We start from the raw sequence: 24,952 nt of genomic DNA, 5'->3' as shown, positions 1-24,952 counted from the left end.
CTAGCAGGGTCTTTACTCGGGCTCAACGGGGATCAGGGGCCGGGCCTCGAACTGCGTCGAGAGCACCACGGTCGAGGTGGTGCGCGAGACGCCGGGCACCCGCTTGATGCGGTAGAGCAGCCGCTCGAGGTCTTCGGGGGTGGCGGTGCGGGCCTTGAGCAGCACGTCGATGTCGCCGGCGGCGCTGTGGCACTCCTCGACCTCGGGGAAGTCGGCGAAGGTGGGGGCCACGTCGGCGCAGGCGGTGTCGTTCTGCAGCCGTACCGCGATGAAGGCCGTCACCTGCAGCCCGATGGCTTTGGGGTTGACCTGAATTCTGTACGCCTGGATGACTCCTTTGCGCTCGAGCTTCTTCACCCGCTCGTGTACCGCAGCCGCCGAAAGCCCCACTCGAGCCCCAATTTCCGCATAAGAAAGGCGGCTTTCTTTTTGCAGCTCGAGCAAAATCGCCCGGTCGATGGCATCTAGCTGAACCATATTCGGCATTGTAACACGGTCCCGAATAATATATAGACAAATTATGCCTTTATCATATATTATTGATTTATTCGCGGTGTTTCCCGGAGGTGATCATGACTTTACCCCATGAAGGCCGAACCGTATTCGATCTCGCACCTCTTCTGCGTCGGCGGGAGCCCTCGGGGGCGAGGCAAGCTCTCGTCCAACCTCCGGCAACCCCACAGCTAAGACGCAGCGAGGCCTGAGGATGCAGACCCATCAGGTATTACCCCGTACCGCTGGCGACCGCGGGTTGGTCCTCGCCGCCCTGCTGGCTTTGTACCTGATCTGGGGCTCGACCTACCTGGCCATCGTCTACATGGTCGAGACCATGCCTGCGCTGCTGGCGACCGGGGTTCGTTTCCTGGTCGCCGGCGGCGGGATGTTCCTCGTGCTCCGATTGCGCGGTGCCCCCGCCCCGACCCGCCGGGAGTGGTGGGGCGCAGCCTGGGTAGGCACGCTGCTGATGGGCGGGGGCATGGGGATGGTGGCGCTGGGCGAGTCGCTGGGGGTGGCCTCGGGGCTGGCGGCCACCATCATCGCCACTATGCCGCTGTGGCTGGCCCTGTTCGGCCGCTTGTGGGGCGAGAAGACCCGCGGCCTCGAGTGGCTGGGCATGGCGCTGGGCTTCGCCGGGGTGGCGCTGCTGATGCTCGAGGGCAACCTGCGCTCGAACCTGCTGGGCACCCTCCTGATCTTCCTGGCCCCGGTCTGCTGGGCCTTCGGCTCGGCCTGGAGCCGCCACATGACCTTGCCCAAGGGCATGATGGGCAGCGCTGCCGAGATGCTGGTGGGGGGTGGGGTGCTGGTAGTCATGGGCACGCTCCTGGGCGAGCGCTTCACCCAGCTTCCCAGCCTCTCGTCCCTGGCTGCCTGGGCCTACCTGGTGGTCTTCGGCTCGGTGGTGGGCTACAGCGCCTACATGTTCTTGCTCTCGAGGGTCCGCCCCGCGCTGGCCGGCAGCTACGCCTACGTCAACCCGGTGGTGGCGGTGCTGCTGGGGGTGGCCCTGGCCGCCGAGCCCATCACCCTCGTCACCCTGGTGGCCCTGCCGGTGATCCTGCTGGGCGTAGGGCTGGTGGCCGTGGCCCGGCGTTAGGGTGTAGCCTGACACGAGCGGAGGGTTTGTGGCGAACTCCCATCGGTTTTTCTACGGCTGGATTGTGGTGGCGGTGGCGGTGCTGGCGACGCTGGTCGCCGCCGGGATTCGCTCGGCGCCAGGGGCTTTGCTGGTGCCGCTGGAGCAGGATTTGGGCTGGAGCAAGACCACCCTCTCGTTGGCGGTGTCCATCGGCCTGGTGCTCTTCGGGTTGGGGGGGCCTTTCAGCGGCTACCTGATGGACCGCTACGGCCCGCGCCGCATCACCCTCTTCGGGCTGCTGCTGATGGGCCTGAGCATGGCGGGCAGCGCCCTCATGACCCAGGTTTGGCAGCTCCACCTGATCTGGGGCGTGGTGAGCGGGGTGGGTACGGGCATCGTGGGCAGCGTGCTGGGTGCCACGGTGGCCAACCGCTGGTTCATCCGGCAGCGGGGGCTGGTCACGGGGATTTTCGGCGGGGCCACTTCCGCGGGGCAGCTCATCTTCATCCCGGCGCTGGTGGCCTGGGCCACGGGCCTGGGCTGGCGCGAGGCCAGTTGGATCATGGCGGGGATAGCCCTGGCGGTGATGCTGCCCATCTTTCTGCTGATGAAGGACAGCCCCGCCGAGATCGGGGAGCGGCCCCTGGGGGCCGCGGCGGAGAGCGCCTCCGCCAAGATCACCGCCGACGCCGGGATCATGGGACAGGCGGTGCGCTCGAGCACCTTCTGGCTGCTGGCGGGTACCTTCTTCATCTGCGGCGCGACCTCCAACGGCCTGATCGGCGTCCACTTCATTCCCTACGCCGTGGACTGTGGCATCTCGCAGGGGATGGCTTCGGGGATGCTGGCCCTGCTGGGCGCGATGAACTTCGTGGGCACCATCGCCTCGGGCTGGCTCACCGACCGCTACGACCCCCGCAAGCTGCTGTGCGTGTACTACGCCTTCCGCGGCTTCTCCCTGCTGCTGCTGCCCTATGCGGTGACCCCCGAGACCATGGTCCCCTTCGCCATTCTCTTCGGCCTCGACTACATCGCTACCGTGCCTCCCACCGTGGCCCTGGTGGCCGACAACTTTGGGCGGCAGAACGTGGGCACGGTCTATGGCTGGGTCTTCGCGGCACACCAACTCGGGGCGGCCTTTGCTGCCTGGGCGGGCGGTAGCGTGCGCGACGCGCTGGGCGAGTACAACCTGGCCTTCTTCGCCGCCGGGGCGCTGGCGATCATGGGGGGGATGCTTTCGCTGGGCATCCGGCGGGCGTTGCGGGCGGCGGCGGCTTGAGGGGTTGTCGATGGTCGTACGGCGTACGCAAAACGCAAGACGCCCTTTGTTTACCCTCCCCGCGCGTGGAGAGGGCCGGGGTGGGGTTCTCCACCCGTCTCCTGTCTCTACGGCCTATAATCGGGCCGATGATTTTCCCTTTGCAAAAGGCCCCCGCCGCGGGCGAAGTGGCCGATCTCCAGAAGCTCCAGGCCGCCGGGTTGCCGGTGGTGGATACCGTGGTCTTGCAGGGCCTCGAGGCCGAGTTCTACCAACTGGCCAACCTCCCCGAGCAGATCCGCTGGGCTTTCGAGGGGGTCTTCGGGGCGCGGATTGACGAGGAGCGGCTCGAGGCCGCCTGCGCCCAGGCCGAGCGCCTGGTGCGGGAAAGCTACCTGCTGCCCGAGCGAGCCGAGGAGCTGCGCCGGGCTTTGCCGGAACCCCCCCTGCTGGTGCGCTATGCCGGGGAAGCGCCCTTCGCTTTGGGGGCGGGCAAGCAGGAGACGTTATGGGCTCTGAAGCGCCTTTGGGCCAGCCGCTGGGAGGTGGATGCGGTGCTCGAGCGAGCCCCACAGCTCTCCCCTCCCGAAGCCCTCAGCCTCCTCCAGCAGACCCCCGCCCTCCCTGATCCCGAAGAAGACCTCTCGGCCGTGGCCTCTCGGGTCCTGGGCAGGACGGTGCGGATCTGGAGCACAGCGGGCAAGATCGTCTGGGTCGCCGAGGTATAAGATTCGAATCCGGCGCGCTTTTGGAATGCCTCAGGCAGGATCGTCCTGCACCCTTTGGAGGCCTACCCTGCGCGACCGCCTCTACGAGGCGATATCTGGTAGCCCGCAAGATGTTGATAACGCAAATCGGCACCCCCGCAAAGAGCTTCAGCGGCTATAGTTCGGGGCTTCCTTGACGATGGTGACGTCATGGGGATGGCTCTCGACAAGGCCAGCGTTGGTGATGCGGGTGAAACGGGTTTGGGTGCGAAAAGTTTCCAGATCCGGCGCCCCGCAGTATCCCATCGCCGAGCGCAACCCGCCCACAATCTGGTAGATCACGTCCCCCACTGGGCCTTTGAAGGGAACCATCCCCTCGATGCCCTCCGGTACGAGCTTTTTGGCCTCGGTTTTCTCGGCGCGCCCGGCTTCTTGGAAGTAGCGGTCCGCCGAGCCTTGGCGCATCGCCCCTAAAGAACCCATACCCCGGTAGAGCTTGTAGCGGCGACCGTCCTTGAGCACTTCCTCGCCCGGGGCTTCCTCGGTCCCGGCCAGCATCGAACCCAGCATGACCGTGTGGGCTCCGGCCGCCAGGGCCTTGGCCACGTCGCCCGAGTATTTGATACCCCCATCGGCGATCACCGGAACGCCGCTGCCCTCCAAGCCCCGCACCGCCTCCAGGATGGCGCTGATCTGGGGAACCCCCACCCCGGTCACCACCCGCGTGGTGCAGATCGAGCCGGGTCCAATTCCCACCTTCACCGCATCCGCCCCGCGCTCGGCCAACGCCCGGGCCCCTTCGGCGGTGGCCACGTTCCCGGCGATGATCTCTACGCTGTCCCCGTAGATGTTCTTAAGGGCCTCCAGGGCCTCGAGGATGCCCTTCGAGTGCCCGTGGGCGCTATCCAGCACCAGCACGTCCACCCCCGCACCCACCAGCAGGGCAGCCCGCTCGAAGAGGTCTTTGGATACCCCCACCGCCGCCCCCACCAGCAGCCGACCTCGAGCGTCCTTGGCCGCCATAGGGTACTGCCGCCGCTTGACCAGGTCTTTGAGGGTCAGCAAACCCTTGAGCTTACCCTCGGCATCTACCAGCGGCAGTTTTTCCACCTTGTGCTGGCGCAGGACGTTCTCGGCCTCCTCGAGCGTGGTCCCCGGCGGGGCGGTGACGAGGCGCTCGAGCGGGGTCATGACCTCCACGACGGGGCGCCTGAGGTTGTGTTCGAAGCGGATATCGCGGTTGGTGACCAGGCCCATCAGCTTTCCGTACACGTCAATCACCGGCAAGCCGCCGATCTTGTACTCGCGCATCAGGCGCTCGGCGTCCTCGAGCGTAGCGGTGGGGGGCAGGGTCACCGGGTCCTGGATCATCCCGGCCTCGCTGCGCTTGACCTTGCGCACCATCTCGGCCTGCTCCTCGGCCGTCATGTTCTTGTGGATCACCGCCAGGCCACCCTCGCGGGCCATCGCCACGGCCATCCTTTCCTCGCTCACGGTGTCCATCGCCGCGGCGATGATGGGCACATTGAGCCACAGGCGTTTGGTGAGGCGGGCTCGGGTAGACACGTCCTTGGGCAGCACCTCCGAGTATGCCGGAAGCAACAGCACATCGTCAAAAGTTAGGCCCTCGAAGGCGATTTTGTCCTGGGTTGTGCCCTTGCGCACGGGAGTCTCGAGCATATTCCCTTGAGTATACAGGCAAGGGGTGTGGAGTTTGTGGACTACACGCCCACCGGGGATCCGCCCCTCCGAGACGAGCAAGCATCGAAAACCAACACAAGGCTTCGCAAGCAAGAGGAGAAGAGGGGGGATGTAAGATGGTGGGCATGAAAGTTTTGGTGACAGGCGGGGCCGGGTACATTGGCAGCACTATCGCCAACGCGCTCAAGGATGCGGGACATACCGCGGTGATCCTGGATTCGCTGGTGACAGGCCAGCGAATATTTACTGAGGGGCACATCTTCTATGAAGGAGACATCGCCGAGCGGACTTTGCTCGAGCGGATCTTTCGCGAACACCCCGACATCTATGCCACTATCCATTGCGCGGCCCTCATCGTGGTGCCGGAGTCGGTGGAAAAGCCCTACCTCTACTACCGCGAGAACGTCTGCAAAAGCCTGGAGCTATTCAAGAACCTCGAGGAGCTGGGTTACCCGAGGGTGGTCTTTAGCTCCTCGGCCAGCATCTACGACGCGGTTCCCGGCTTCAAGGTGACCGAGGACTCCCCCCTCAAGCCCCTCTCTCCCTACGCCCGTACCAAGTACATGATGGAGATGGTGCTGGAGGACCTCAGCCGGGCCACCCGGCTGCGCGCCATCGCCCTGCGCTACTTCAACCCCATCGGCGCAGATCCCAAGTACCGCAGCGGCATCCACGTGCGCGAGCCCAGCCACGTGCTGGGCAAGATGGTGGACGTGGCCCTGGGCAAGCTCCCGGAGTTTCAGATCACCGGGACCGACTGGCCCACCCGCGACGGCTCCGGCATCCGCGACTACATCCACGTCTGGGACCTGGCCATGGCCCACCTGAAGGCGGTGGAGCAGTTCGAGCAGGTCTTGGAGAAAACCGGGCAGACCTACGTGGTCATCAACCTGGGCACCGGGAACGGGGTGACCGTAAAAGAGCTGGTAGCGGCCTTCGAGCGGGTCTACGGGCGGGAGATCCCCAAACGCGAGGCCCCGCCCCGCCCCGGCGACGTGGCCGGGGCCTACGCCAACGCCGAGCGGGCTTGGGAACTTCTGGGCTGGAAGGCCGAACGCAGCATCGAGGAGGGGATCGCCAGCGCCCTCGAGTGGGGAAAGCGGCGCAAAGCCGTCCTGGGCTACGCCTGAAAGTTGGCGAGCGCACTTGTGGGGCACAGCCGCCCAGGTACACACTAGGCCTGGTGCTTTGTGTTCCCATTCCTCGCCCACCTCAACGCCACCCGACCGCGCTGGGTCTTGCTCGCTTGGTTTGCCCTGTCGCTGGTCTCCCTTCCCCTGGCTGCGCTGGCCCCAGGCCGCCTGGGCGCTAACACTTCGGCCGTCAAGGGAAGCGAGTCGCAGCAGGTGATGCGCATCTTGAACCAGGCCTTTGGCCTCGAGAGCCTAGACCGCACCCTGGTGGTGAGTGCGTCGGCCCTCCCCCCTGCCGACCCTCGCTTCCTCCAGGCTTATGGCTCCCTCACCGAGCGGCTGAAACAGTTGGACGGGGTGCGCACCCTGACCCGCTTCGACGCCGAGAGCCCATTGAAGCTTTCGGGGAAGGTCGGCGGCCAGTACGTCACCGCGACGATTGTGGAGACCCGGTTGGCGAACGCCGACCCGGTGATCCGGGCCATCCGGCGGGAAACCCAAGCCGTGAACCTCCCCCAGACCCGGTTCTACGTCACCGGCGCAAGCGCGGTCACCCAGGACTTCCTCCACCGCCTCGAGGCCGACGCTACGCGCTCAGAGGTCACCGCCTTGCCGCTGACCGGACTGGTGCTGGTCTTGGCGTTCGGCGCCCTCGTGGCCGCAGGGATCCCCCTGGTGGTGGGGATGCTCTCGATCACCCTGACCCTGGCGTTAGTGTGGGGCCTCACCCACCTGATCCCGGTGGCCAGCCTGGCGCGGAGCGTGGTGACGCTGCTGTGTTTGGGCGCGGGGATCGACTACGCCCTGTTGATGGTCAACCGCTTCCGCGAGGAGCTGGCCCGGGGGCTTTCCGCTCGGGAGGCGGCTGCCGTCACCACCCGCACCGCCGGGCGCAGCGTGGCCTTCAGCGGGCTTACGGTGGGGATCGCCATGAGCGCGCTGCTCGTCCCCGACCTGGCGTTCGCCCGCTCGATGGGCCTGGGCGGGGTGCTGGCGGTGGCGGTCACGGTGCTCACCTCGATCACCCTGGTTCCGAGCCTGCTGGCCCTCTTGGGCGAGCGGGTCAACTCTCCCCGCCGGCTTCAGTTCCGGCTCACCGCCTCGGGAAGAGCCAGCGCCTTCTGGGGCCACTGGGGCGAGCGGGTGATGGAGCGGCCTTGGCGGTTCACGCTGCTGGGGGTGGGGTTCTTGCTGGGGCTGGCCTGGCCCACCCTCTCGATGCGGCTGGGGTACACCGGTGCCTTTGGGCTTTCCTCGCAGGTGGAAAGCCGCAGGGGCCTCGAGCTCATCCGCCCGCTCGAGCTGGGCGGAAGCCTGGACGCCTTCGAGATCCTCTTAGACCTAGGGCAAGGCGGCTTCGAGGCCGAGGCCCGAAGCAAGTGGAGAAAGCTGGATGGAGAGCTAAACCGCTGGCCCGAGGTGCGGCTGGTGATCTCGCCGTTCCTCGCCGCGCGGAGCCCATCAGATGGGGGCCTGGGCGATCTGGCCTCGCTCACCCAGCGCTCGATCAGCCAGGACCGGCGCTACCTGCGGCTGACAGTGATCCCTAAGGAGCACATCCGGCCCGAGGCGATCCGGAGCTGGGAAACCCGTCTGCGTGAAGCAGCGCACCGGGCAGGATTCCGGAAAGTGCTGTTGGGCGGAGCCCCGGTGGGTTCCCAGGAGTTCACCGACGCCCTGGTGGGGGCCATGCCTCTGGCGATCGGGCTGGTCTACGCCGCCACCTTCGTGCTGCTGGGGGTGATGTTCCGCTCGCTGGTGATCCCCCTCAAGTCCATCGTGATGAATAGCCTCACCGTGGGGGCGGCCTATGGGGTCATCACCCTGATCTTCCTACCGCAAGGCGCGGGCGTGATCGACTCGAGCCTGCCGCTGATCCTCTTCGCGGTGATCTTCGGCCTCAGCATGGACTACGAGATCTTCTTGCTCTCGAGGGTACAAGAGGGCCACCTGAAAGGGCTCGAGACCCGCCTGGCGGTGAAAGCTGCCCTGGAACGCACCGCCTCGGTGATCACCAGCGCCGCGCTGATCATGGTGATCGTCTTCCTGGCCTTCGTGCAGGGCGACGTGGTGGCCAACAGGACCATCGGCTTAGGGCTTGCGGTAGCGGTCATCCTGGACGCCAGCCTGGTGCGCTTGGTGCTGGTGCCGGCGGTGTTGGTGCTAGCCGGGCGGTGGAATTGGTGGCTCCCCGGCTGGCTTAAAAACTGGATGCCCCGCGTGAGCCTCGAGCGCTAACCCAGCGGCCTTGGTTGCCTACGCCTGACCGCCGGTGGTAATACTGGAGCACGTATGCGGCATATTTATGGAAAAGTTTCAAAATGGTGGATCGTTTTGGCCTTGCTCGTGGCGCTTGGCCAGCAAAGCCCCCCTGCCCAAGGGTGGGGCGTGGCCGTAGCGGCCTTGGGCCAGGCGGCTTCCTGTCCGGCAGATTCCGGCGTAGCACGTACCTTTCAGATACAAGGCAGGGGAGCCTCGAGCCCCCTGGTGGGGCAGGTGGTGACCACCGAAGGGGTGGTGGTGGGGGATTACCAGGAGCCAAACCAGCTCCAAGGCTTTTTCCTCCAGGACCTCCCCGGCGACGGCGACCCCGAGACCTCGGATGGCCTGTTCGTCTATACCCCTTCGGGCTTCCCGGTGAACGCGGGGGACTACGTGCGGGTCACCGGCAAGGTGCGCGAGTACGCCTCTCCAGGGGATGCTCAGGGCACCCTAACCGAACTCGAGGAGGTGCGTAGCGTCCTGGTGTGCGCCACGGGGGTCGCCGTAGATCCCACCCCGCTGGCCCTGCCGCTGGCGAGTCCAGGCGACCTCGAGCGCTACGAGGGGATGCTGGTGGGCTTTCCCCAAACCCTCACCGTCAGCGAGGTGTATAACCTGGGCCGCTTTGGGGAGATCGGCCTCTCGGCGGGCGGGCGGCTGTTCCATCCCAACAACGGCAACGGCTTGGGCGACACGGCAAAGGGCAATCCCTTGCGGCGCATCCTGCTGGACGATGGCAGCAACGGGCAAAACCCCCGCCCTATCCCCTACCTTTCGGCAGCGGATACCTCGGGCACCCGGCGGGTCGGGGACAGCGTGGTAGGGCTCACTGGGGTCCTCTCTTACGGCTTCTCCAGCTACCGAGTAGAGCCGGTGGGCACCGTCAATTTTATCCCTAGCAACCCCCGGCCCGAGGCCCCCGAAGACGTGGGGGGCTCCCTCAGGGTAGCCAGCTACAACGTGCTCAACTACTTCACCACCCTGGGCGCCCGCGGCGCCAGCAACCAGGCCGAGCTCGAGCGGCAACGGGCCAAGCTGGTAGCTGCCCTACGCACCCTGGACGCCGATATAGTGGGGCTGATCGAGATACAAAACAACGGCGACGCTGCGCTAGAGGACCTCGTTCGGGCGCTCAACGCAGCGCTGGGCGGCGAGGCCTACACCGCCCTGGCGACCGGCAGCCTCGGCACCGACCAGATCAAAGTCGCCCTGATCTACAAACCGGCCCGGGTCAGGCCGGAGGGAGCCTTCCGGGTGGACGATGACCCGGTCTACTCCCGCCCTCCGCTGGCCCAAACCTTTCGTGACCGGGCCACCGGGGGACGCTTCACGGTGGTGGTCAACCACTTCAAATCCAAAGGCTGCGAGGGGGCCAGCGGGGACCAGGCGGATACCGGCCAGGGCTGCTGGAACGCCCTGCGCGTACGACAAGCCCAGCGGCTCGTGAGCTTCCTCAACGACCTCAGGGCCACCGATCCCGACGTGCTGGTGGTGGGCGATCTCAACGCCTACGCCGAGGAGGACCCGCTGAAGGTGCTCGTAGGGTCCGGCCTGGAAAACCTGATCCTGCGCATCCCGGCCGCCCGGCGCTACAGCTACGTGTTCAACGGCGAGTCCGGCAACCTCGACCACGCCCTGGCGACCTCGAGCCTCGCTTCGCAGGTTACCGGGATCACCGAGTGGCACATCAACGCCGACGAGCCCCGGGTGCTCGATTACAACACCGAGTTCAAACCCGACGACCGCTACGCCCCCACCCCCTTCCGCTCCTCCGACCACGACCCGCTGCTGATCGGGCTGAACCTGAGCGCCGATCCCTAGCCGAGCGCGAGGTAAAATCGGAGCGATGAGATCCGCTGCCGGACTCCTTACACGGCGCGCCGCCGGGGTAGCGCCATGAAGCTCTACCTGGACTCCGCCGACCTCGAGCGCCTCTCCCCCCTGCTCGAGACCGGTGTCTTTTACGGGGTGACCACCAATCCCCTGCTGCTGCGGGAGGCGGGCCTGGGCAAAAGGCAGCTTTCGGCGTTCGCCGAGGGTGTCCTGGAGCGGGGAGCGCGGGAGGTCTACTTCCAAAGCTGGGGGGGCGAGACCCAGCCGTTGCTCGAACAGGGGCGCGAGCTGGCCCGGCTGGACCCCCGGGTGGTGGTCAAGCTGCCCGCCACCCGCGAGGGGCTCACGGTGGCCTCACGGCTGGCCGCCGAGGGGGTTCGGACCTGCGTCACCGCGGTCTACGCCCCCTTCCAGGCCCTGCTGGCCGCGGCGGCGGGGGCCGCTTACGTAGCTCCCTATCTGGGCCGCATCAACGACAGCGGGCGCGACGGCCACGCGGTCATCGCCCAGATGGCCCATGCCCTGCGCCAGACTGGCTCTTCCACCGAGATCCTGGCCGCTTCGATCCGCTCCACCGCCGATTTGGTCAGCCTGGCCCAGGCGGGGGTGCGCTGCGCCACCGTATCGCCGAGCATCGCCGAGCGGCTATTCCAGGAGCCTCTGACCCTCGAGGCCACCCGCAGCTTTGAAAATGCCGCGAGCGAGGTGAACCGATGATCGTCGTCGCCGGTGAGGCGCTGATTGACCTGAGCCCCACCCGAGTAGAGGGGCGGCTGGCCTATATCCCCCACCCCGGGGGCTCGCCCTACAACGTGGCGGTGGGGGTGGGGCGCCTGGGGGCGCCGGTGCGGTTTTTAGGGCGAATCTCCCGCGACGGGTTCGGGCAGCTATTGCGCGCCCATATCCGCCAGAGCGGGGTGGGCCTCGAGTACGTGGTGGAAGGCCCCGAACTCACCACCCTGGCCCTGGTGACCCCCACCGAAGGGGGTGAGTTCTTCTCCTTCTACTGCCAAAACACCGCCGACACCCTGCTCCGGCCCGAGGATCTGCCCAGCGCACTTCCCCCGGGCGCCGCGCTGCACCTGGGCTCGATCTCGCTGCTGCTGGAACCGACCGCTTCCACCCTCGAGGGCCTCTTGGCCCGCGAGGCGGGCCAGCGCCTCGTCAGCCTGGACCCCAACGTGCGCCCCTTTTTGATCCCCGACAAGGCCGCCTACCTGCGCAAGCTCGAGGGCTGGCTCCGGCAAGTGGATCTGGTCAAGGTCAGCCAGGCTGATTTGGAGTGGCTCTACCCAGGCCAGGCCCTGGAGGAGATCGCCGCCGGGTGGAGGGGCTACGGCCCCGTCCTGGTGATCGTAACCCAAGGTGGACGCGGGGCTTTTGCCCAGCGGGGAGAAGAGACCCTGCAGGTCGCGGCCCCCCCGGTCACCGTCGCCGATACCGTCGGGGCGGGGGATGCGTTCATGGGGGCCTTGCTCGCTTGGCTGTGGCGGGCGGGTGCGCTGTCGCGAGCGGCCCTCGAGGCCCTCTCGAGCGAGCAAGTCCGCCAGCTCCTAGGCTTTGCGGCGCAGGTCGCAGCCATCACTTGTACCCGCCCTGGAGCCGACCCGCCCTGGCGGGAGGAGGTAGCCTGGGAGCAGAATTGAAATCCCAAAAGCGGACAGGCTGGATAGCTCTTGCTCGCACCCAGGGGTGCTTTGGGCGGACTTCAATAAAACCCCTCCGCTTCCACGGGGGGCCAACAAGCATGAGAGATTCCTGAGCAAGAAGCCCTAGGCTTGATTAAGCGATTTGGAATAGGGTAGCTTTCTTAGCGTGTCGGTGGAAGTTTGTCTGCTTGAGGGGAAAGCTTAAGGCTTAATCTTCCTTTACCGTCTTCCCATCCCCAGGCCGTGAGGTCTGCGCACATACTGAGGGCCTAGATGCGCGTATTCTTTCTGGTGCTTCTCTCGCTGGCGCCGCTCCCCGGCCTCCCCTGGATCCCTCCGGGGAGCGAATTGCGGCTGGTGTCCCCGGACCTGCGTACCGTCTACGCCTCGTATGTGGTCTCCGAGGACCGGCGCCTGGTGGCCAGGGCCAAGGGGGTCAGCGTACCCATTGCCCGGGACATCCTGCTTTTTATCCAAACTGGGGGTAAACCCTACATCTATAGTGGACTGAGCGCCCCCAGGGGTGATGTATGGCTGAATGTCGAAGGGGGTCAGATCAGCTTGAACGAGTTGCTGACCCGCACCTACCGGCTGAGTTTGCCGGATGGCAAAGTGTTACCGGAGGAACGATGAAGCGCATCCTGCTGATCGAGGACGACCCGGAGATCGCCCATCTCCTCCAGCTCGAGCTGGGGGACGCGGGGTTCGAGGTGGACTGGGCACCCGGCGGCATGTCGGGCCTGGTGCGGTTACGCGAAGCCCCCCCCGACTTGGTCATCCTGGATCTGGGACTGCCCGATCTGGACGGAGGCGAGGTGGCGCGGCGCATTCGGGTTGGGGCGGAGGTGCCCATCATCGTGCTGACCGCCGCCGACAGCGTGGAGCGCAAGGTCACCCTGCTCTCGGAGGGAGCTGACGACTATATCGTCAAGCCCTTTCACCCCGCCGAACTATTGGCCCGCATCCAGGTGCAGCTGCGCCACCGCGAGGGGGGCGAACAGGTCACCATCGGAGGGCTCGAAATCCACCTCTCCAAGCGCCAGGTCTTTTACGAGGGTCAGGAAGTGCGGCTCTCGCCCAAAGAGTTCGAGCTGCTCTCGCTTCTATGCACTCGCCCCGGCAAGGTATTCAGCCGCGTGGAGATCGAAGAGCACCTCTGGGGCCGCAGCCTCGAGCGCGACTCCAATGTGGTGGATGTGCACGTCGCCAACCTGCGCTCCAAGTTGCGTGAAGCCGGGGCCTACGGCTATTTGCGCACCGTGCGCGGGGTAGGGTACGCCCTGCGGCAGCGGGAAAAAGAATAGCGCTCAGCGCAACGCGCGATACGCCCAACGCTTACAATAGACGGGCTTCCGCAGTTCTGCGCCGAGCTTCGGTCATGTCCTTCCGCGTCCGGCTCACCCTCATCTTCACCATCGTCTGGGGCATGTTGGTGCTCCTGGCAGCCCTAGCCGCTCAGGTAGGGGTCACCCGGGGCCTTTTCGCCTATGTGGAGAACGCTCTGCTCCACGATACCGAGCAGCTGGCCAAGTTTTACTCCGCCGGGCTCACCGGGACGGCTCCTCTAGAGGGTACCGGCAACATCAACGTCAGCTTTTACGACCTGACGGGCCACCGCTTTCTTCCCCGCGAGGATAACCCCGAGCAGATCATCCCCCAAGAGGTCATCCTCACCGCCGGGAACAGCCCGCGCATCTACACCAGCCTGCGTTTCATCGCCGCCTATCAGCGGGTCTCCTTCGGCACCATCGCGCTCAGTCAGGATATCGGTTACATCTACGCGCTTTCCGACCAGGTGGCGCGCAGCGTGGCCCTGAGCCTCCTCTTCTTGTTGCCGGTGGGGGTGCTCCTCATCATCGTGACCTCCCAGCTCACCCTGCGCCCCTTGCAGGAGGCTAGCCGAGCCATCCAGAACCGGGGGCCGGAAAACCTCTCGGAGGTCCGATACCCCGGCCCCCCCGACGAGCTAGGGCGCATCGTGGACCGGGTGAATAGCCTGCTCTTTGCGGTGCGCGAAGCCCGCGAGCGCGAGCGGGCTTTCCTGGCCGAGGTCTCGCACGAACTGCGCACCCCCCTGACTTCGCTCACCGGCTACCTCGAGCGCCTCTCCCGCAACCCGGCTGAACAAAGCGCGCTCGAGGGGGCCAAACGCACCACCGAGCACCTGACCCGCATGGTGGGCGACCTCTTGGCCCTGGCCCGGGGCGAGGCCGAGCGCAGTGTGAACGCCCACATCGTGAGCTTAGGAGAGGTGCTCAGGCAGGTGGTGCAGGAATACCCCGGCGTGACCTTGCGCCTCCCCGAGGAAGACCTGGAGGTGCTGGGCGACCCCGACCGGTTGATGCAACTGGCGCGAAACCTCATCTCCAACGCGGTGCGGGCCGCCGAGCGCCCTCAGGGGGTGCGGGTCATGGCCTGGCGGGAAAACCTGGACCCGTTCGAGACCCTACCCCCTACCCAGGGCACCCCCCCCGAAGGCTGGGCGGTGTTCGCGGTGCGCGACGACGGTCCCGGCATCGACCCGGAGATCCTGCCCCGGCTCTTCCAGCGCTTTGCCCGCGGTCCCCAAGGCGGAACCGGGCTGGGGCTGGCCATCGCCCGGCAGATCGCCATGGCCCACGGGGGCAAGATCGAGGTCACTTCCAAGCCGGGGGATACCCGCTTTACCGTGTACCTACCCCTATTGAGCGACATCGAAGAGGACTGACGCCCCAACGCTCCTACCCAGCAGGAAGCGCAACGCCCCCGGCAGCCGCCGGGCCCAGTCGGACTCGTTGTGCTGGCCTTGACGGTCCTCCACGTAGAGATAATCGGGGCCGGGGCGCAGCCCTTTATGCTGCAAGAGTCGGTGCATCCGGCGCACCTCGGCCAGGTAGCGGCGGCTCGAGACCTCGGAACGGGTTACCTCCTTGAACCCCACATCCATGTACACCCGCCCCGGCACCCTCGCATGCCCCTCCACATAGTCGAAGATGGCGCGGTTAGCAAACCAAAAAGCCGGGCTCACCACCCCCGCCGCCCCGAACACCTCGGGGTAACGGAATAGGGCGTAGAGGCTGATCAGGCCGCCCAGGCTCGAGCCCATCACATAGGTATGCTCGCGGGTGGGCAGGGTACGAAAATCCCGGTCGATCCGGGGCTTGATCGTCTCGACGATAAACGCCAGATAGGCTTCGCCCTTGCCCCCGCCGTGCTCAGGATCGGGAAAGGGGCTGTACTCGCGAAGGCGCTCGGCCCTTGCGTTGGGTATGCCCACCACGAGGGCCTCGAGGCCCTCTTTGGCCAGCCCCTCCATGGTCTCGTCTACGCGCCACTCGCCCACGTAGCTGGTGTAGTTATCGAAGAGGTTTTGCCCATCGTGCATGTACAGCACCGGGTAGCGCCGCCCATCGCTACCGTAAGAGGGAGGTAAGTACACCAGAAGATCCCGGTGGTTGTCCAGCTCTGGGCTGTAGAAGTCCTTGGCCACCAGAACCCTTCCTACCACGGTGTGGTCGGGGCCAACAGGGTAAGGCCGCCATATATCGGCATAGAGTTCGGTGGGTCGCATCAACACGGCTATCATTCTACGCCCCCTGCCCGGCGGCGCTGGGCTAAGAGGCGGTATACTCAGCCTATCCATGCGGGTAGCCCTCTTCGTAACCTGTCTGGCCGATCAGTTCTTCGCCGAAGCCGGGGTGGCGGCGGTCAAGCTCCTGCGGCACCTGGGGGTAGAGGTAGACTTTCCCCCAGCCCAGACCTGCTGCGGCCAGCCCGCCTACAACGCGGGCTACTGGAGTGAGGCCCGCCAGATGGCCGAGCACACCCTGGGAGTGTTCGAGGACGCCGACTACGTGGTGCTGCCCTCGGGCTCCTGCACCACCATGCTGCGGGCCTTCTACCCCGAGCTCTACCGCGACAACCCCAGGATGTTCGCCCGCGCCAGCAGCCTCAGCGGCAAGAGCTACGAACTAGCCGAGTTCATCGTCAGGGTGCTGGGCATCACCCGGCTGGGACAGGGCCTCGCCGGGCAGCGCATCGCCTATCACCACGGCTGCCACGCCCTGCGCGAGCTGGGCCTCAAGGACGAGCCCATCGCCCTGCTGCGGAGCGCCGGAGCCGAGATCGTCGATTGGCCCGCCGCCACCGAGTGCTGCGGCTTCGGCGGGCTGTTCTCGGTCAAGCTGCCCGAGGTGTCGCTGGGCATGGCCGACCGCAAGCTCTCGACCCTGCCCGAGATCGACGTGCTCACCAGCGCCGACGGCGGTTGCCTGCTGCACCTGTCGGGCCGCATCCACAACCGCGGGCTGCCCCTCTGCGTGAAGCCGCTGGCCGCGGTGCTCTGGGAAGCAGCGCAAAACCGCAGAACGCAAGACGCCTGAGGAGAATCCCCATGCAGGTTAGATCCAACGAATACCCCAAGGAAGCGGCGCGGGTCATCCGGGAAGAGCCCCAGGTGCGCGAGTCGGTGACGGGGGCCACCCTGAGCTTCGACGCCAAGCGCCGGGCGGCCTATGCCGAGGTGGACTCCGAGCAGTGGCGCCACTTCGCCGAAGGGGTCAAAAACCACGTCCTGATGAACCTCGAGCACTACCTCGAGCAAGCCGAAGCTGCGCTAAAGCGCAACGGTGTCCAGGTGCACTGGGCCGAAGACGCCGAGGAGGCCCAGCGCATCGTGGCCACGCTGGTGCGCGAGCGGGGCGTGAAGCGGGTGGTCAAGGCCAAGAGCATGCTCTCGGAGGAGCTGGGCATCAACCCGCTGCTCGAGAGCCTGGGCGTGAGCGTGCTCGAGACCGACCTGGGCGAGTACATCATCCAGCTCCTGGAGCAGCCCCCCAGCCACATCGTCGGCCCGGCCATCCACTTAGGCCTCGAGCAGATCCGCCGGCTCTTCCACGAGCGCTTCGGCACCCCCCTCGACGCCGCGCCCGATGCCCTGGCGGCGGCGGCCCGCAAGCTGCTGCGGCAGGGCTTCCTCGAGGCCGAGATGGGCATCAGCGGGGCCAACTTCATGGTGGCCGAGACCGGAACCATCGCCCTCATCGAGAACGAGGGCAACATCCGCCTCTCCACCTCCGCCCCCCGCCTCCACGTCGCGCTGGTGGGCATCGAGAAGCTCCTGCCCCGCTTCTCTGACCTCGCGGTGTTCCTCTCGCTCACCGCCCGCGCTGCCACCGGCCAGCGCCTGGGCACCTTCGTCTCGCTGATCCAGGGCCCCCGCCGCTCGAGCGAACCGGATGGCCCCGAGGAGGTCCACGTCGTCTTCGTGGACAACGGGCGCAGCAGCGTCCTGGCCGACGAAGAAGCCTGGGAAACCCTGCGCTGCGTGCGCTGCGGGGCCTGCCTCAACGCCTGCCCGGTCTACCGCCAGACCGGTGGCCACGCCTACGGCTACGTCTACTCCGGCCCCATCGGCGCGGTGCTGAGCCCGGGGCTGGTGGGCCTGGAGAACACCAAACCCCTCCCTTACGCCTCCTCGCTGTGCGGGGCCTGCTACGAGGCCTGCCCGGTGAAGATCCCCATCCCCAAGCTGCTGCTCACCTGGCGCCACCGCGCCGTGGAGGAGGGCCTCACCCCCCGCTTCGAAAAGGCCGCCATCCAGGGCTACGCCCTGGCCATGACCCGCCCCTGGGCCTACCGCCTGGCCGCCAAAGCCCTGCGCCTGCTGCCCGAGAAAGCCCTCGACAACACCGTAGTCCCGGTGCTCAAGGCCTGGGTGGAGGGCCGGGCCGGGCTGAAGCCGAGCCCCAGGAGCTTCAGGGAGTTGTGGGAGGAGGGGATCTAGACGAGACGGCGGCTCGCGCCGCCGTCGAAGGGGATGGTCAGCCCGGTGATGTAGCCGGCCTGCCTCGAGCACAAAAATGCCACCAGATCGGCCAATTCCCCTGGATCGGCCGCCCTGGGAATGGGGAAGGTTCGGGTCATCTCCCGCATCGCATGGGCGTCGCCCACCGGCCCTGGGGCCACGCAGTTGACGGTGATGTTCGGGGCCAGCTCCTCCGACATCACCTTCGTCAAAGCCGCCACCGACGTCTTGGCCACGGCGTTCTCGGCGAGTTCGGTGAGCAGCCCCGGCGTGCCTGGCGAGACGTAAAAAGCCCCCAGGTTGACGATGCGCCCCCAGGGTGCCGCCTTGAGGCTGGGTAGGGCGGCCCGGACCACCCGCAGGATGCTCACCACGTTGACCTCGTAGCCCAGCCGCCACTCCTCGAGCGAGACGGTGCTGAAGGGCCCGGTTCTGACGATCCCGCCGGGGTTGTTGACCAGGAGGTCGAGGCCCCCGAACTCCTCCGTGACGGCCTGGAGCAACCCTTCTACCTGGGCGTCGTCCCGGACGTCGGCGGGGTAGGTGAATGCCCGGATCCCTTGCTCGCGCAGGAGGTGCCCGGCTTCCTCGAGCCTCTGCGAGTCGCGTCCGCAGATCGCCACTTTGGCCCCCTCCAGTCCCAGCCGCTGGGCGATCGCGAGGCCGATGAGCCGGCTTCCGCCCGTCACCAATGCGACTTTCCCATCAATCCCGAGGTCCATACGGCGGCTCTATTATACTTTTGAGTAGATGAAAGAGCGCATCCTGGCGCGCGTACGTCGGGCCCTCGAGCACCGCCCCAGCCCCGTCCTGCCCGACCCCCTCACCCTGCCCGGCCTCTCCCGCGAGGAAGCCCTCGCCCTCTTCACCGAGCGGCTGGGCGGCAACGGGGGCGAGGTGGTGCGGCTCGCTGGGCTCGAGGAGGCCCAGTCTTGGTTGGCCGAGTTCGTCCGGGCCTTTAGCGGGGCAGCTGTAGGCTCTCTCCTCCCCGCCCCGCTCACGCCCCCTCTTCCGGCCCTGCCCCCCGAGGAGGCCCCGCTGGGTATTTCCTGGGCCCTGGGGGCGGTGGCCGAGACCGGTTCGGTGATCGTAGGCAGTGCCGAAGGCCGCCGTCTTCAGCTGCTGCCCCCCACCCACCTGGTGTTCCTCCCCCAGAGCAAGGTCTTCGGGACGCTGGCCGAAGCTTTAGCCGAACTCAAAGGCCAGCTCCCCTCGGCCATCGCCCTGCACTCCGGACCCAGTAGATCAGCGGACATCGGACAGGTCATGGTGCGGGGCGTGCATGGGCCGGGGCGCCTCATCGCCGCCATCATCGCCTGGGAGGGTTGACGGCTCGCAAAGCGCTCCAGTCCACACACGCCCGAGCCTCTGGGCGCTACACTCCCTCCATGAAGGCCCAAACCTTAGGGGAGTTGAAGCGCACCTATCCGATAGAGAAGCTCCGCCGCACGGTGAAGGAGGAGGCGCGGGAAAACCTCATCGCCAAGCTGCGAAGGGGGGAGCGGCTCTTTCCCGGCATTCAAGGGTACGAAGATACCGTGATCCCCTCGTTGGTCAACGCCATTTTGGCCAACCACAACTTTATCCTGTTGGGCCTGCGCGGTCAGGCCAAAAGCCGCATCCTACGCCAGCTCACCGAGCTGCTAGACGAGGAAATCCCGGCTTTGCCCACCGACTTGCGCGACAACCCCATCGCGCCGCTTTCGGCGGAGGCGAAGCGCCTGTTGGCCGAAGCCGGAGACGATGCCCCCATCGTCTGGGTTCCCCGCGACGAGCGCTACGTGGAGAAGCTGGCCACCCCCGATACCACCGTGGCCGACATCCTGGGCGATATCGACCCCATCAAGGCCGCCAAGCGCGGGATGGGCCTCTCGGACCTCGAGGCCATCAACTATGGCCTTTTGCCCCGCGCCAACCGGGGCATCTTCGCGGTGAACGAGCTGGCTGACCTGGCCCCCAAGGTACAGGTGGCCCTCTTCAACATCCTGCAAGAAGGCGACGTGCAGATCCGGGGTTACCCGATCCGGCTCGAGCTGGACGTATGGCTCACCTTCACCGCCAACCCTCAGGACTACACCGCGCGGGGCAAGATCGTCACCCCGCTCAAAGACCGCATCGGCTCGGAGATCCGTACCCACTACCCCAAGACCCTCGAGGAAGGGCTTTCGATCAGCCTACAGGAAGCCTGGATCGAGCGGGCCGAAGGGCTCGAGGTCCCCGACTTCGTGGCCGAGTCTTCCGAGGCGGTGGCCTTCGTGGCCCGTGAGGACAAGCGGGTGGACAAGACCTCCGGGGTTTCGCAGCGCCTTTCCATCAGCCTTTTGGAGCTAGTGGCCTCCAACGCCGAGCGCCGGGCCCTACGCTATAACGAGCGCCCGGTGGCGAGGCCGATAGATCTTTATTTCGCCCTGCCGGCTATCACCGGCAAGATCGAGCTCGAGTACGAGGGCGAACTCCAGGGAGCCGAGCGGGTGGCCCGCGACCTGTTGCAAAAAGCTTTTGGCCTGGCCTATGGGGAACGTAGCCGGGGCCTGGAGGTGACGCCAGTGGTGGACTACTTCGCCCAGGGCAACCTGCTCACCCTACCGGATGGCCCCAGCAAAACCGTACTGCGCGAGATGGAGAAGGTCCCCGGCCTCCTCGCCGCCGCCAAGAAGCTCGCCGGGGGCAACCCAAGTCCAGAGATGCTGGTCTCGGCGGGCGAGTTCATCCTGGAGGGCCTGGCCGGGAGGCGCAAGATCGCCCGGGGGGAGGAGTCCTATAGCGCTCCGGTCGAGCGCGAGCGGGAGCGCTGGGGGAGCGGGAACTGAGATGCAAGGCGCCAAACGCAAGACGCAAGACGCCAACCGCTGGGGCTGGGCGTTTGGCGTTGGGTGCCGCCGGAGGCAGCATGCGCGTTCGCTATAGCAAGTACGAAGCCAGCCTCGACGACCTGACGAGCTCCGAGCTCATGGACATGCTCGAGGACTTCCTCCTCGACTCAGGCTTCCGCGACCCCTACAACCGCTACGACCCAGACCCCAACCGCGCCCCCACCATGGAGGACCTCTACGACGCCTTGTTGCAAGCCTTGCTGGAGCAAGACCGCATTCCCGAGGAGTGGCTAAGGGAGGCCCGCTTCGCCAACCGAAAGGAAGACACCCGGCTCTACCAGGAGATCCAGAAGCTCATCCAGCGGTTGCGCGAGGAGGGATTCATCCAGCCGCAGGGCCAGGAGCCCCTCGAGCCCAGCGCCGGAATGGGCCAGCAGGGCCAGGCCCAGGATGTGCGCATCGAACTCACCCAAAAGTCGGTGGACTTTCTGGGGCTACGCTCCTTGCGTTCTCTGATGGGGGCCTTGGGGAAGAACCACCCCGGCGCCCACGCCACCCGTCACTACGCCTCGGGGGTGGAGTCCTCGGGGGAGACCAAGCCCTATGAGTTTGGCGACCAACCCAACTTCAACATCGGCGAGACCCTCAAGCAGGTGGTGGTGAAAGGGGTGGAGAACCTCGAGGAGGGCGACCTGGTGGTCGAGCTGGCCGAGTACACCGCCGCGATGAACACCGTAGTGTTGCTCGACTGCTCGCACTCCATGATCCTCTACGGCGAAGACCGCTTTACCCCGGCCAAGCGCGTCGCGCTAGGGCTTTCCCATCTCATCCGCACCCAATACCCGGGCGACCAGGTACGCTTTGGGGTCTTTCACGACTCCGCCGAGGAAGTGCCGCTGGGCAGGCTTCCTACCGTGCAGGTCGGGCCCTACCACACCAACACCGCCGAGGGCATCAAGCTAGCCCGCAAAATGCTCAAGAAAATGGGTGGGGAGATGAAGCAGATCATCATGATCACCGATGGAAAACCCTCCGCCCTCACCCTCCCCAGCGGGCAAATTTACAAAAACGCCTGGGGCCTCGATCCAGTGATCCTGGCCGAGACCCTCAAGGAGGCCACACTAGCCCGCAAGGAAGGCATCCCCATCCACACCTTCATGCTGGCGCGAGAGCCCGAGCTGCTGGCCTTTGTCAAAAAGATCACCCAAATCACCAAAGGCAAAGCCTACCTCACCACCCCGGGGAACATCGGCAAATACGTGTTGCTAGACTTTTTAACCCGCAAGGTGAGCAAGAATTAATTCGTGATCCGCACCTGGAGTTTCGTGGCTTACCTGGCGCTCGTCCTGGAGCGTCTGTCGCAGGCCGTGAAGCCGCACCCGGCTCCGCCCTTGGCGCAATTGCGCAAATATGACCTGGGGCGTACCCAGCTCACGCTCGAGCAACCCTACCACCCCGCCAAGGCTCCCGGAGGATTTATCCTCATTCCCAAAGATCGGTACTTTCACGACAGCGAAGACATCCTCGAGCACATATAAGGATTGTCCCGCCCACCCCGCACGTCCACTTGCTCTGGACGATCCCCTGCGTATAGCGTACGACATGCCCCAAAAATAGGGCGGCAGATTTTACAGCAGCGGCGAAAAAAGAACAGCCCAATCCCACGGCTATTTTTTCATGGAATACTAATTTTTACTGCCGTTTACTAGAGTAAAAGTTAATTTAAGCTCTATCGTAAGCCACATAAAAAGATGAACTTTGCCTTAAGGAAGATCTCAACTGTCCGGCTTGCCTAGCCGGTAAGAATGAACAGGATTGTGCAGTAAGCACGAATACTTAAAATCCCCTGATTTATCCAAAGTGGAGGCAAAGTGAAACAAAGTGGTGTTGAGAAACCGTGGTGGCGGGATAAAACGTTTTATCGAGCAGCATGGCCAGTACTGGTGCTTATAGGGCTTATAGCCGTGGCCTGCAACCGACAAGCCCAGCCCCCCCTCGACGACCAGACCGCTCCCACCGTCACCCTGGAAAACCCGGTGGGAGGAGCCGCCGTCAGCCTCAACCTCACCGTCCAGGGCACCGCTACCGACGACCAGGCCGTCACCCGCATCACCTATCAGCTCAACGGCAGCCCCGAGCAAAACCTCCCCATCACCCCCGCCCCGAAGGTGCCCTTCAGCTTCACCGTCCAGCTAAAAACCGGTCAGAACGTCATCGTCGTCAACGCCTACGACGCTACCGGCAACGTCGGCAGCGCCTCCCTCTCCCTCACCTACGGCACCTCCGGCGCCCCATCCGACACCCTACGCCCCGACATCTCCATCCTAAGCCCCACCCCGGGTACCACCGTCGCCAGCTCGAGCGTCAGCGTCCAGGGTAAGGCCAAGGACAACCTCGCCGTCACCCGCATCGCCTACCAGCTCAACGGCGGCCCGGAGCAGAACATCTCCTTCACCCCGGGAGCCAGCGTCGATTTCACCGCTACCGTAAGCGGCCTCGCCCCCGGCAGCAACACCCTCATCTTCAACGCCTACGACGCCGCCGGCAACAAAGACTCCGCTTCTACCCGCGTCGTCTATAACGGGTCTTCCACCAGCCCTACCCCTACTCCTACACCTACACCTACACCCACCCCCACCCCTACTCCTCCCCCCAGCGGTACAGCCCAGCCCGCTCTGGTCAAGGCCTACTGGATCAATAAGATCCTGGACGCCACGCATACCCAGACCTCAGTGCAGTACATGCAGTACCGCCCGCGTCAGTTCAACGCTGGCCTCTCCCTGATCGTGGATCCGGCCCCTCAACAAGAGCCCGACTTCAAGCTCGACGACCCCGGGGTCTACAAGGGTTGGGATGCGCTCATCATGCCGGCCAACGGCAGCTATGTGGCCTATACCAGCTCGGACAACATGCTCGAGCTCTACCTCAACCGCGAGGCCCGGGTGGGACTGGTCTGGTACGGCAGCCCCACCGACCGACCCTCCTGGATGAGCGACTGGGCTCCGGGTTCTACGGTCAAAGCCGGCGGCAAGACCTATACCGTCTTCCTCAAGAACCTCCCGGCAGGCAGAAATCTCCTACAGGGCATCGACCGTAAAGCTGGGCGCATCTATACCGTGCTGCTGGCCGAAAAAGACGGCACCCCTACCCCCACCCCGGCTACCCCTTCGGGCCAGCCCGTACCCCAGCCCAACACCACCTGCCCCGACTGGGTACATGATCAGTATGTGGTGCAAGGGCACGACGGGAAGATATACCGCACCTGGCACCCTCAGATTGACCCCGTATACTGGTGCTACTTCGGCCACGAACACGGCTCTGATCCCTCCCAGCTGCCCGCCCTCAAGGCGGCTATGGATCGGGGCGACCTTCGTCCAGCCTTCGGCTACGTAAGCACCAAAGCCCAAAAGGACGAGACACACCAGGGCTTCAAGCTCTTCGCCTACGACGACCGCCAAGGGCACAACTGGCTGATCCAGTTCCACATCGGTACCGGCGGTAGGGGCCGGCTGTGCACCCGTTTCCACGAGTACAACGTGTGGGTCGTGGACAGCAGGACCACCGAGCTGTTAGCCGATTTGCACTACATGACCGATACCGGCCCAGCCCTGGACGCCAGCGCCACCGGAACCCCGGACGACCCGAGCAAGGCCAACACCACCCGCTACAAGCCCGCCGAGTGCCCGGAAAACCTGAATATCCCCATGAGCAACGATCAGGGCCGCCGCCGGATTCCCCGCATCGACCGCAACGGCTACGAAACCTGGCAGCCCAGCCTGCCTTCCACCTTGGGCTTCTTCGGCGGGCGCGGCTACAACACCGATAACCCCCAGACCCGCTGCTCCTCTTCCTACGACGCCCAAGGCAACCCCACCTGCGATCAGATGATTCGCAGCCCCTCTGACTACGACTGGGGGGAAAACCGCTGGTTCATCGTCGCGGACGGGGCCACCACGGGGTTTGGCATCGACGCCAGCAAAGCCCTGGCCACGGGGGTGTTCTATACCGATACCACCGGGACCCAGCTCGTCTCCTCGAGCGATCCCACGGCGGTGCGCCAGTACATCAAGCCAGGGCTCTTCGTGCGCCACCTCACCGAGGATCGCTGGATTCCCTATGACGGCTGGTGGGTCGAGTACAGACCGGTGCCGGCAGGGGCGGTGAATTTCGAAAGCCACAACCTCGAGCACTCCTTGCAAGTTCCCAATTAGGCCACCTAGCGGATCTCAAAC

At 65.6% G+C, this 24,952-nt stretch carries 22 protein-coding genes; 18 read left to right on the top strand and 4 right to left on the bottom strand.

Annotation, left to right across the window (positions count from 1 at the left end; translation table 11 throughout):
- Window positions 1–12: 12 nt before the first annotated feature.
- On the bottom strand, window positions 13–477 hold the full coding sequence (locus tag DNA98_RS00465; protein ID WP_110524504.1) for an Lrp/AsnC family transcriptional regulator: 465 nt from the start codon (window positions 475–477) through the stop codon (window positions 13–15).
- 229 nt (window positions 478–706) lie between these two features.
- Here DNA98_RS00465 and yedA point away from each other — a divergent pair, with 229 nt between their 5' ends.
- The 3 genes from yedA to DNA98_RS00450 all read left to right on the top strand — a co-directional run bounded on the left by yedA (window position 707) and on the right by DNA98_RS00450 (window position 3,565).
- Window positions 707–1,597, top strand: a complete 891-nt coding sequence (gene yedA, locus DNA98_RS00460) for a drug/metabolite exporter YedA (protein WP_110524502.1) — start codon at window positions 707–709, stop codon at window positions 1,595–1,597.
- Window positions 1,598–1,625: 28 nt separating this feature from the next.
- Window positions 1,626–2,858: an MFS transporter gene (locus DNA98_RS00455; RefSeq protein ID WP_110524500.1), complete on the top strand. Its 1,233-nt coding sequence runs from the start codon at window positions 1,626–1,628 to the stop codon at window positions 2,856–2,858.
- A 128-nt stretch (window positions 2,859–2,986) separates the two neighbouring features.
- Window positions 2,987–3,565, top strand: a complete 579-nt coding sequence (locus DNA98_RS00450) for a hypothetical protein (protein ID WP_110524498.1) — start codon at window positions 2,987–2,989, stop codon at window positions 3,563–3,565.
- Between the two features lie 147 nt (window positions 3,566–3,712).
- On the opposite strand, the gene guaB is transcribed toward DNA98_RS00450, so the two are convergent.
- Window positions 3,713–5,224, bottom strand: a complete 1,512-nt coding sequence (guaB, locus tag DNA98_RS00445) for an IMP dehydrogenase (RefSeq protein ID WP_110524496.1) — start codon at window positions 5,222–5,224, stop codon at window positions 3,713–3,715.
- A 146-nt stretch (window positions 5,225–5,370) separates the two neighbouring features.
- Here guaB and galE point away from each other — a divergent pair, with 146 nt between their 5' ends.
- The 8 genes from galE to DNA98_RS00405 all read left to right on the top strand — a co-directional run bounded on the left by galE (window position 5,371) and on the right by DNA98_RS00405 (window position 14,829).
- The gene (gene galE / locus DNA98_RS00440) at window positions 5,371–6,375 is read left to right on the top strand and encodes a UDP-glucose 4-epimerase GalE (protein ID WP_110524494.1); all 1,005 of its coding nucleotides are present in this window, start codon (window positions 5,371–5,373) and stop codon (window positions 6,373–6,375) included.
- Between the two features lie 60 nt (window positions 6,376–6,435).
- Complete coding sequence (locus DNA98_RS00435) at window positions 6,436–8,616, top strand: MMPL family transporter (RefSeq protein ID WP_110524492.1); 2,181 nt, start codon at window positions 6,436–6,438, stop codon at window positions 8,614–8,616.
- A gap of 54 nt (window positions 8,617–8,670) precedes the next feature.
- Window positions 8,671–10,461, top strand: coding sequence for an ExeM/NucH family extracellular endonuclease (locus DNA98_RS00430; RefSeq protein WP_110524490.1), 1,791 nt, complete (start codon window positions 8,671–8,673; stop codon window positions 10,459–10,461).
- Between the two features lie 75 nt (window positions 10,462–10,536).
- Window positions 10,537–11,190, top strand: coding sequence for a transaldolase family protein (locus DNA98_RS00425; RefSeq protein ID WP_110524488.1), 654 nt, complete (start codon window positions 10,537–10,539; stop codon window positions 11,188–11,190).
- Window positions 11,187–12,119, top strand: a complete 933-nt coding sequence (locus DNA98_RS00420) for a carbohydrate kinase (RefSeq protein WP_110524486.1) — start codon at window positions 11,187–11,189, stop codon at window positions 12,117–12,119. The genes DNA98_RS00425 and DNA98_RS00420 overlap by 4 nt, the downstream gene beginning before the upstream one ends.
- A gap of 276 nt (window positions 12,120–12,395) precedes the next feature.
- Window positions 12,396–12,755: a hypothetical protein gene (locus tag DNA98_RS00415; protein ID WP_110524484.1), complete on the top strand. Its 360-nt coding sequence runs from the start codon at window positions 12,396–12,398 to the stop codon at window positions 12,753–12,755.
- Window positions 12,752–13,426, top strand: coding sequence for a response regulator transcription factor (locus DNA98_RS00410; protein ID WP_110524482.1), 675 nt, complete (start codon window positions 12,752–12,754; stop codon window positions 13,424–13,426). The genes DNA98_RS00415 and DNA98_RS00410 overlap by 4 nt, the downstream gene beginning before the upstream one ends.
- Before the next feature lie 74 nt (window positions 13,427–13,500).
- Window positions 13,501–14,829 (top strand): cell wall metabolism sensor histidine kinase WalK, encoded by a 1,329-nt coding sequence (locus DNA98_RS00405; protein ID WP_110524480.1) that lies wholly within the window; start codon window positions 13,501–13,503, stop codon window positions 14,827–14,829.
- Here DNA98_RS00405 and DNA98_RS00400 read toward each other — a convergent pair.
- A complete protein-coding gene (locus tag DNA98_RS00400; protein WP_233493023.1) occupies window positions 14,803–15,672 on the bottom strand; it encodes an alpha/beta hydrolase in 870 nt (289 codons plus the stop codon). The genes DNA98_RS00405 and DNA98_RS00400 overlap by 27 nt on opposite strands.
- A gap of 70 nt (window positions 15,673–15,742) precedes the next feature.
- Here DNA98_RS00400 and DNA98_RS00395 point away from each other — a divergent pair, with 70 nt between their 5' ends.
- Window positions 15,743–16,483: a (Fe-S)-binding protein gene (locus tag DNA98_RS00395; RefSeq protein ID WP_110524476.1), complete on the top strand. Its 741-nt coding sequence runs from the start codon at window positions 15,743–15,745 to the stop codon at window positions 16,481–16,483.
- Between the two features lie 11 nt (window positions 16,484–16,494).
- Window positions 16,495–17,886 (top strand): LutB/LldF family L-lactate oxidation iron-sulfur protein, encoded by a 1,392-nt coding sequence (locus DNA98_RS00390; RefSeq protein WP_110524474.1) that lies wholly within the window; start codon window positions 16,495–16,497, stop codon window positions 17,884–17,886.
- Here DNA98_RS00390 and DNA98_RS00385 read toward each other — a convergent pair.
- On the bottom strand, window positions 17,883–18,629 hold the full coding sequence (locus DNA98_RS00385) for an SDR family NAD(P)-dependent oxidoreductase (RefSeq protein ID WP_110524472.1): 747 nt from the start codon (window positions 18,627–18,629) through the stop codon (window positions 17,883–17,885). The two genes, DNA98_RS00390 and DNA98_RS00385, sit on opposite strands and share 4 nt — an antisense overlap.
- A 28-nt stretch (window positions 18,630–18,657) precedes the next feature.
- On the opposite strand from DNA98_RS00385, the gene DNA98_RS00380 reads away from it, so the two are divergent.
- The 5 genes from DNA98_RS00380 (at window position 18,658) to DNA98_RS17580 (ending at window position 24,931) form a co-directional block, all read left to right on the top strand.
- The gene (locus DNA98_RS00380) at window positions 18,658–19,236 is read left to right on the top strand and encodes an LUD domain-containing protein (RefSeq protein WP_110524470.1); all 579 of its coding nucleotides are present in this window, start codon (window positions 18,658–18,660) and stop codon (window positions 19,234–19,236) included.
- Between the two features lie 59 nt (window positions 19,237–19,295).
- Window positions 19,296–20,717, top strand: a complete 1,422-nt coding sequence (locus tag DNA98_RS00375) for a magnesium chelatase (protein ID WP_110524468.1) — start codon at window positions 19,296–19,298, stop codon at window positions 20,715–20,717.
- A gap of 80 nt (window positions 20,718–20,797) precedes the next feature.
- On the top strand, window positions 20,798–22,021 hold the full coding sequence (locus tag DNA98_RS00370) for a VWA domain-containing protein (protein ID WP_110524466.1): 1,224 nt from the start codon (window positions 20,798–20,800) through the stop codon (window positions 22,019–22,021).
- Between the two features lie 3 nt (window positions 22,022–22,024).
- Complete coding sequence (locus DNA98_RS00365; RefSeq protein WP_110524464.1) at window positions 22,025–22,258, top strand: hypothetical protein; 234 nt, start codon at window positions 22,025–22,027, stop codon at window positions 22,256–22,258.
- A gap of 426 nt (window positions 22,259–22,684) precedes the next feature.
- Entirely contained in the window at window positions 22,685–24,931 is a 2,247-nt protein-coding gene (locus DNA98_RS17580) for an Ig-like domain-containing protein (protein ID WP_233492978.1), read from the top strand.
- The last annotated feature ends 21 nt before the right edge of the window (window positions 24,932–24,952 follow it).

It is taken from the genome of Meiothermus sp. Pnk-1, from assembly GCF_003226535.1.
GTDB lineage: Bacteria > Deinococcota > Deinococci > Deinococcales > Thermaceae > Allomeiothermus.
The sequence above is the reverse complement of the archived record's forward strand: the minus strand, read 5'-3'. Positions and strand labels throughout refer to the sequence as shown.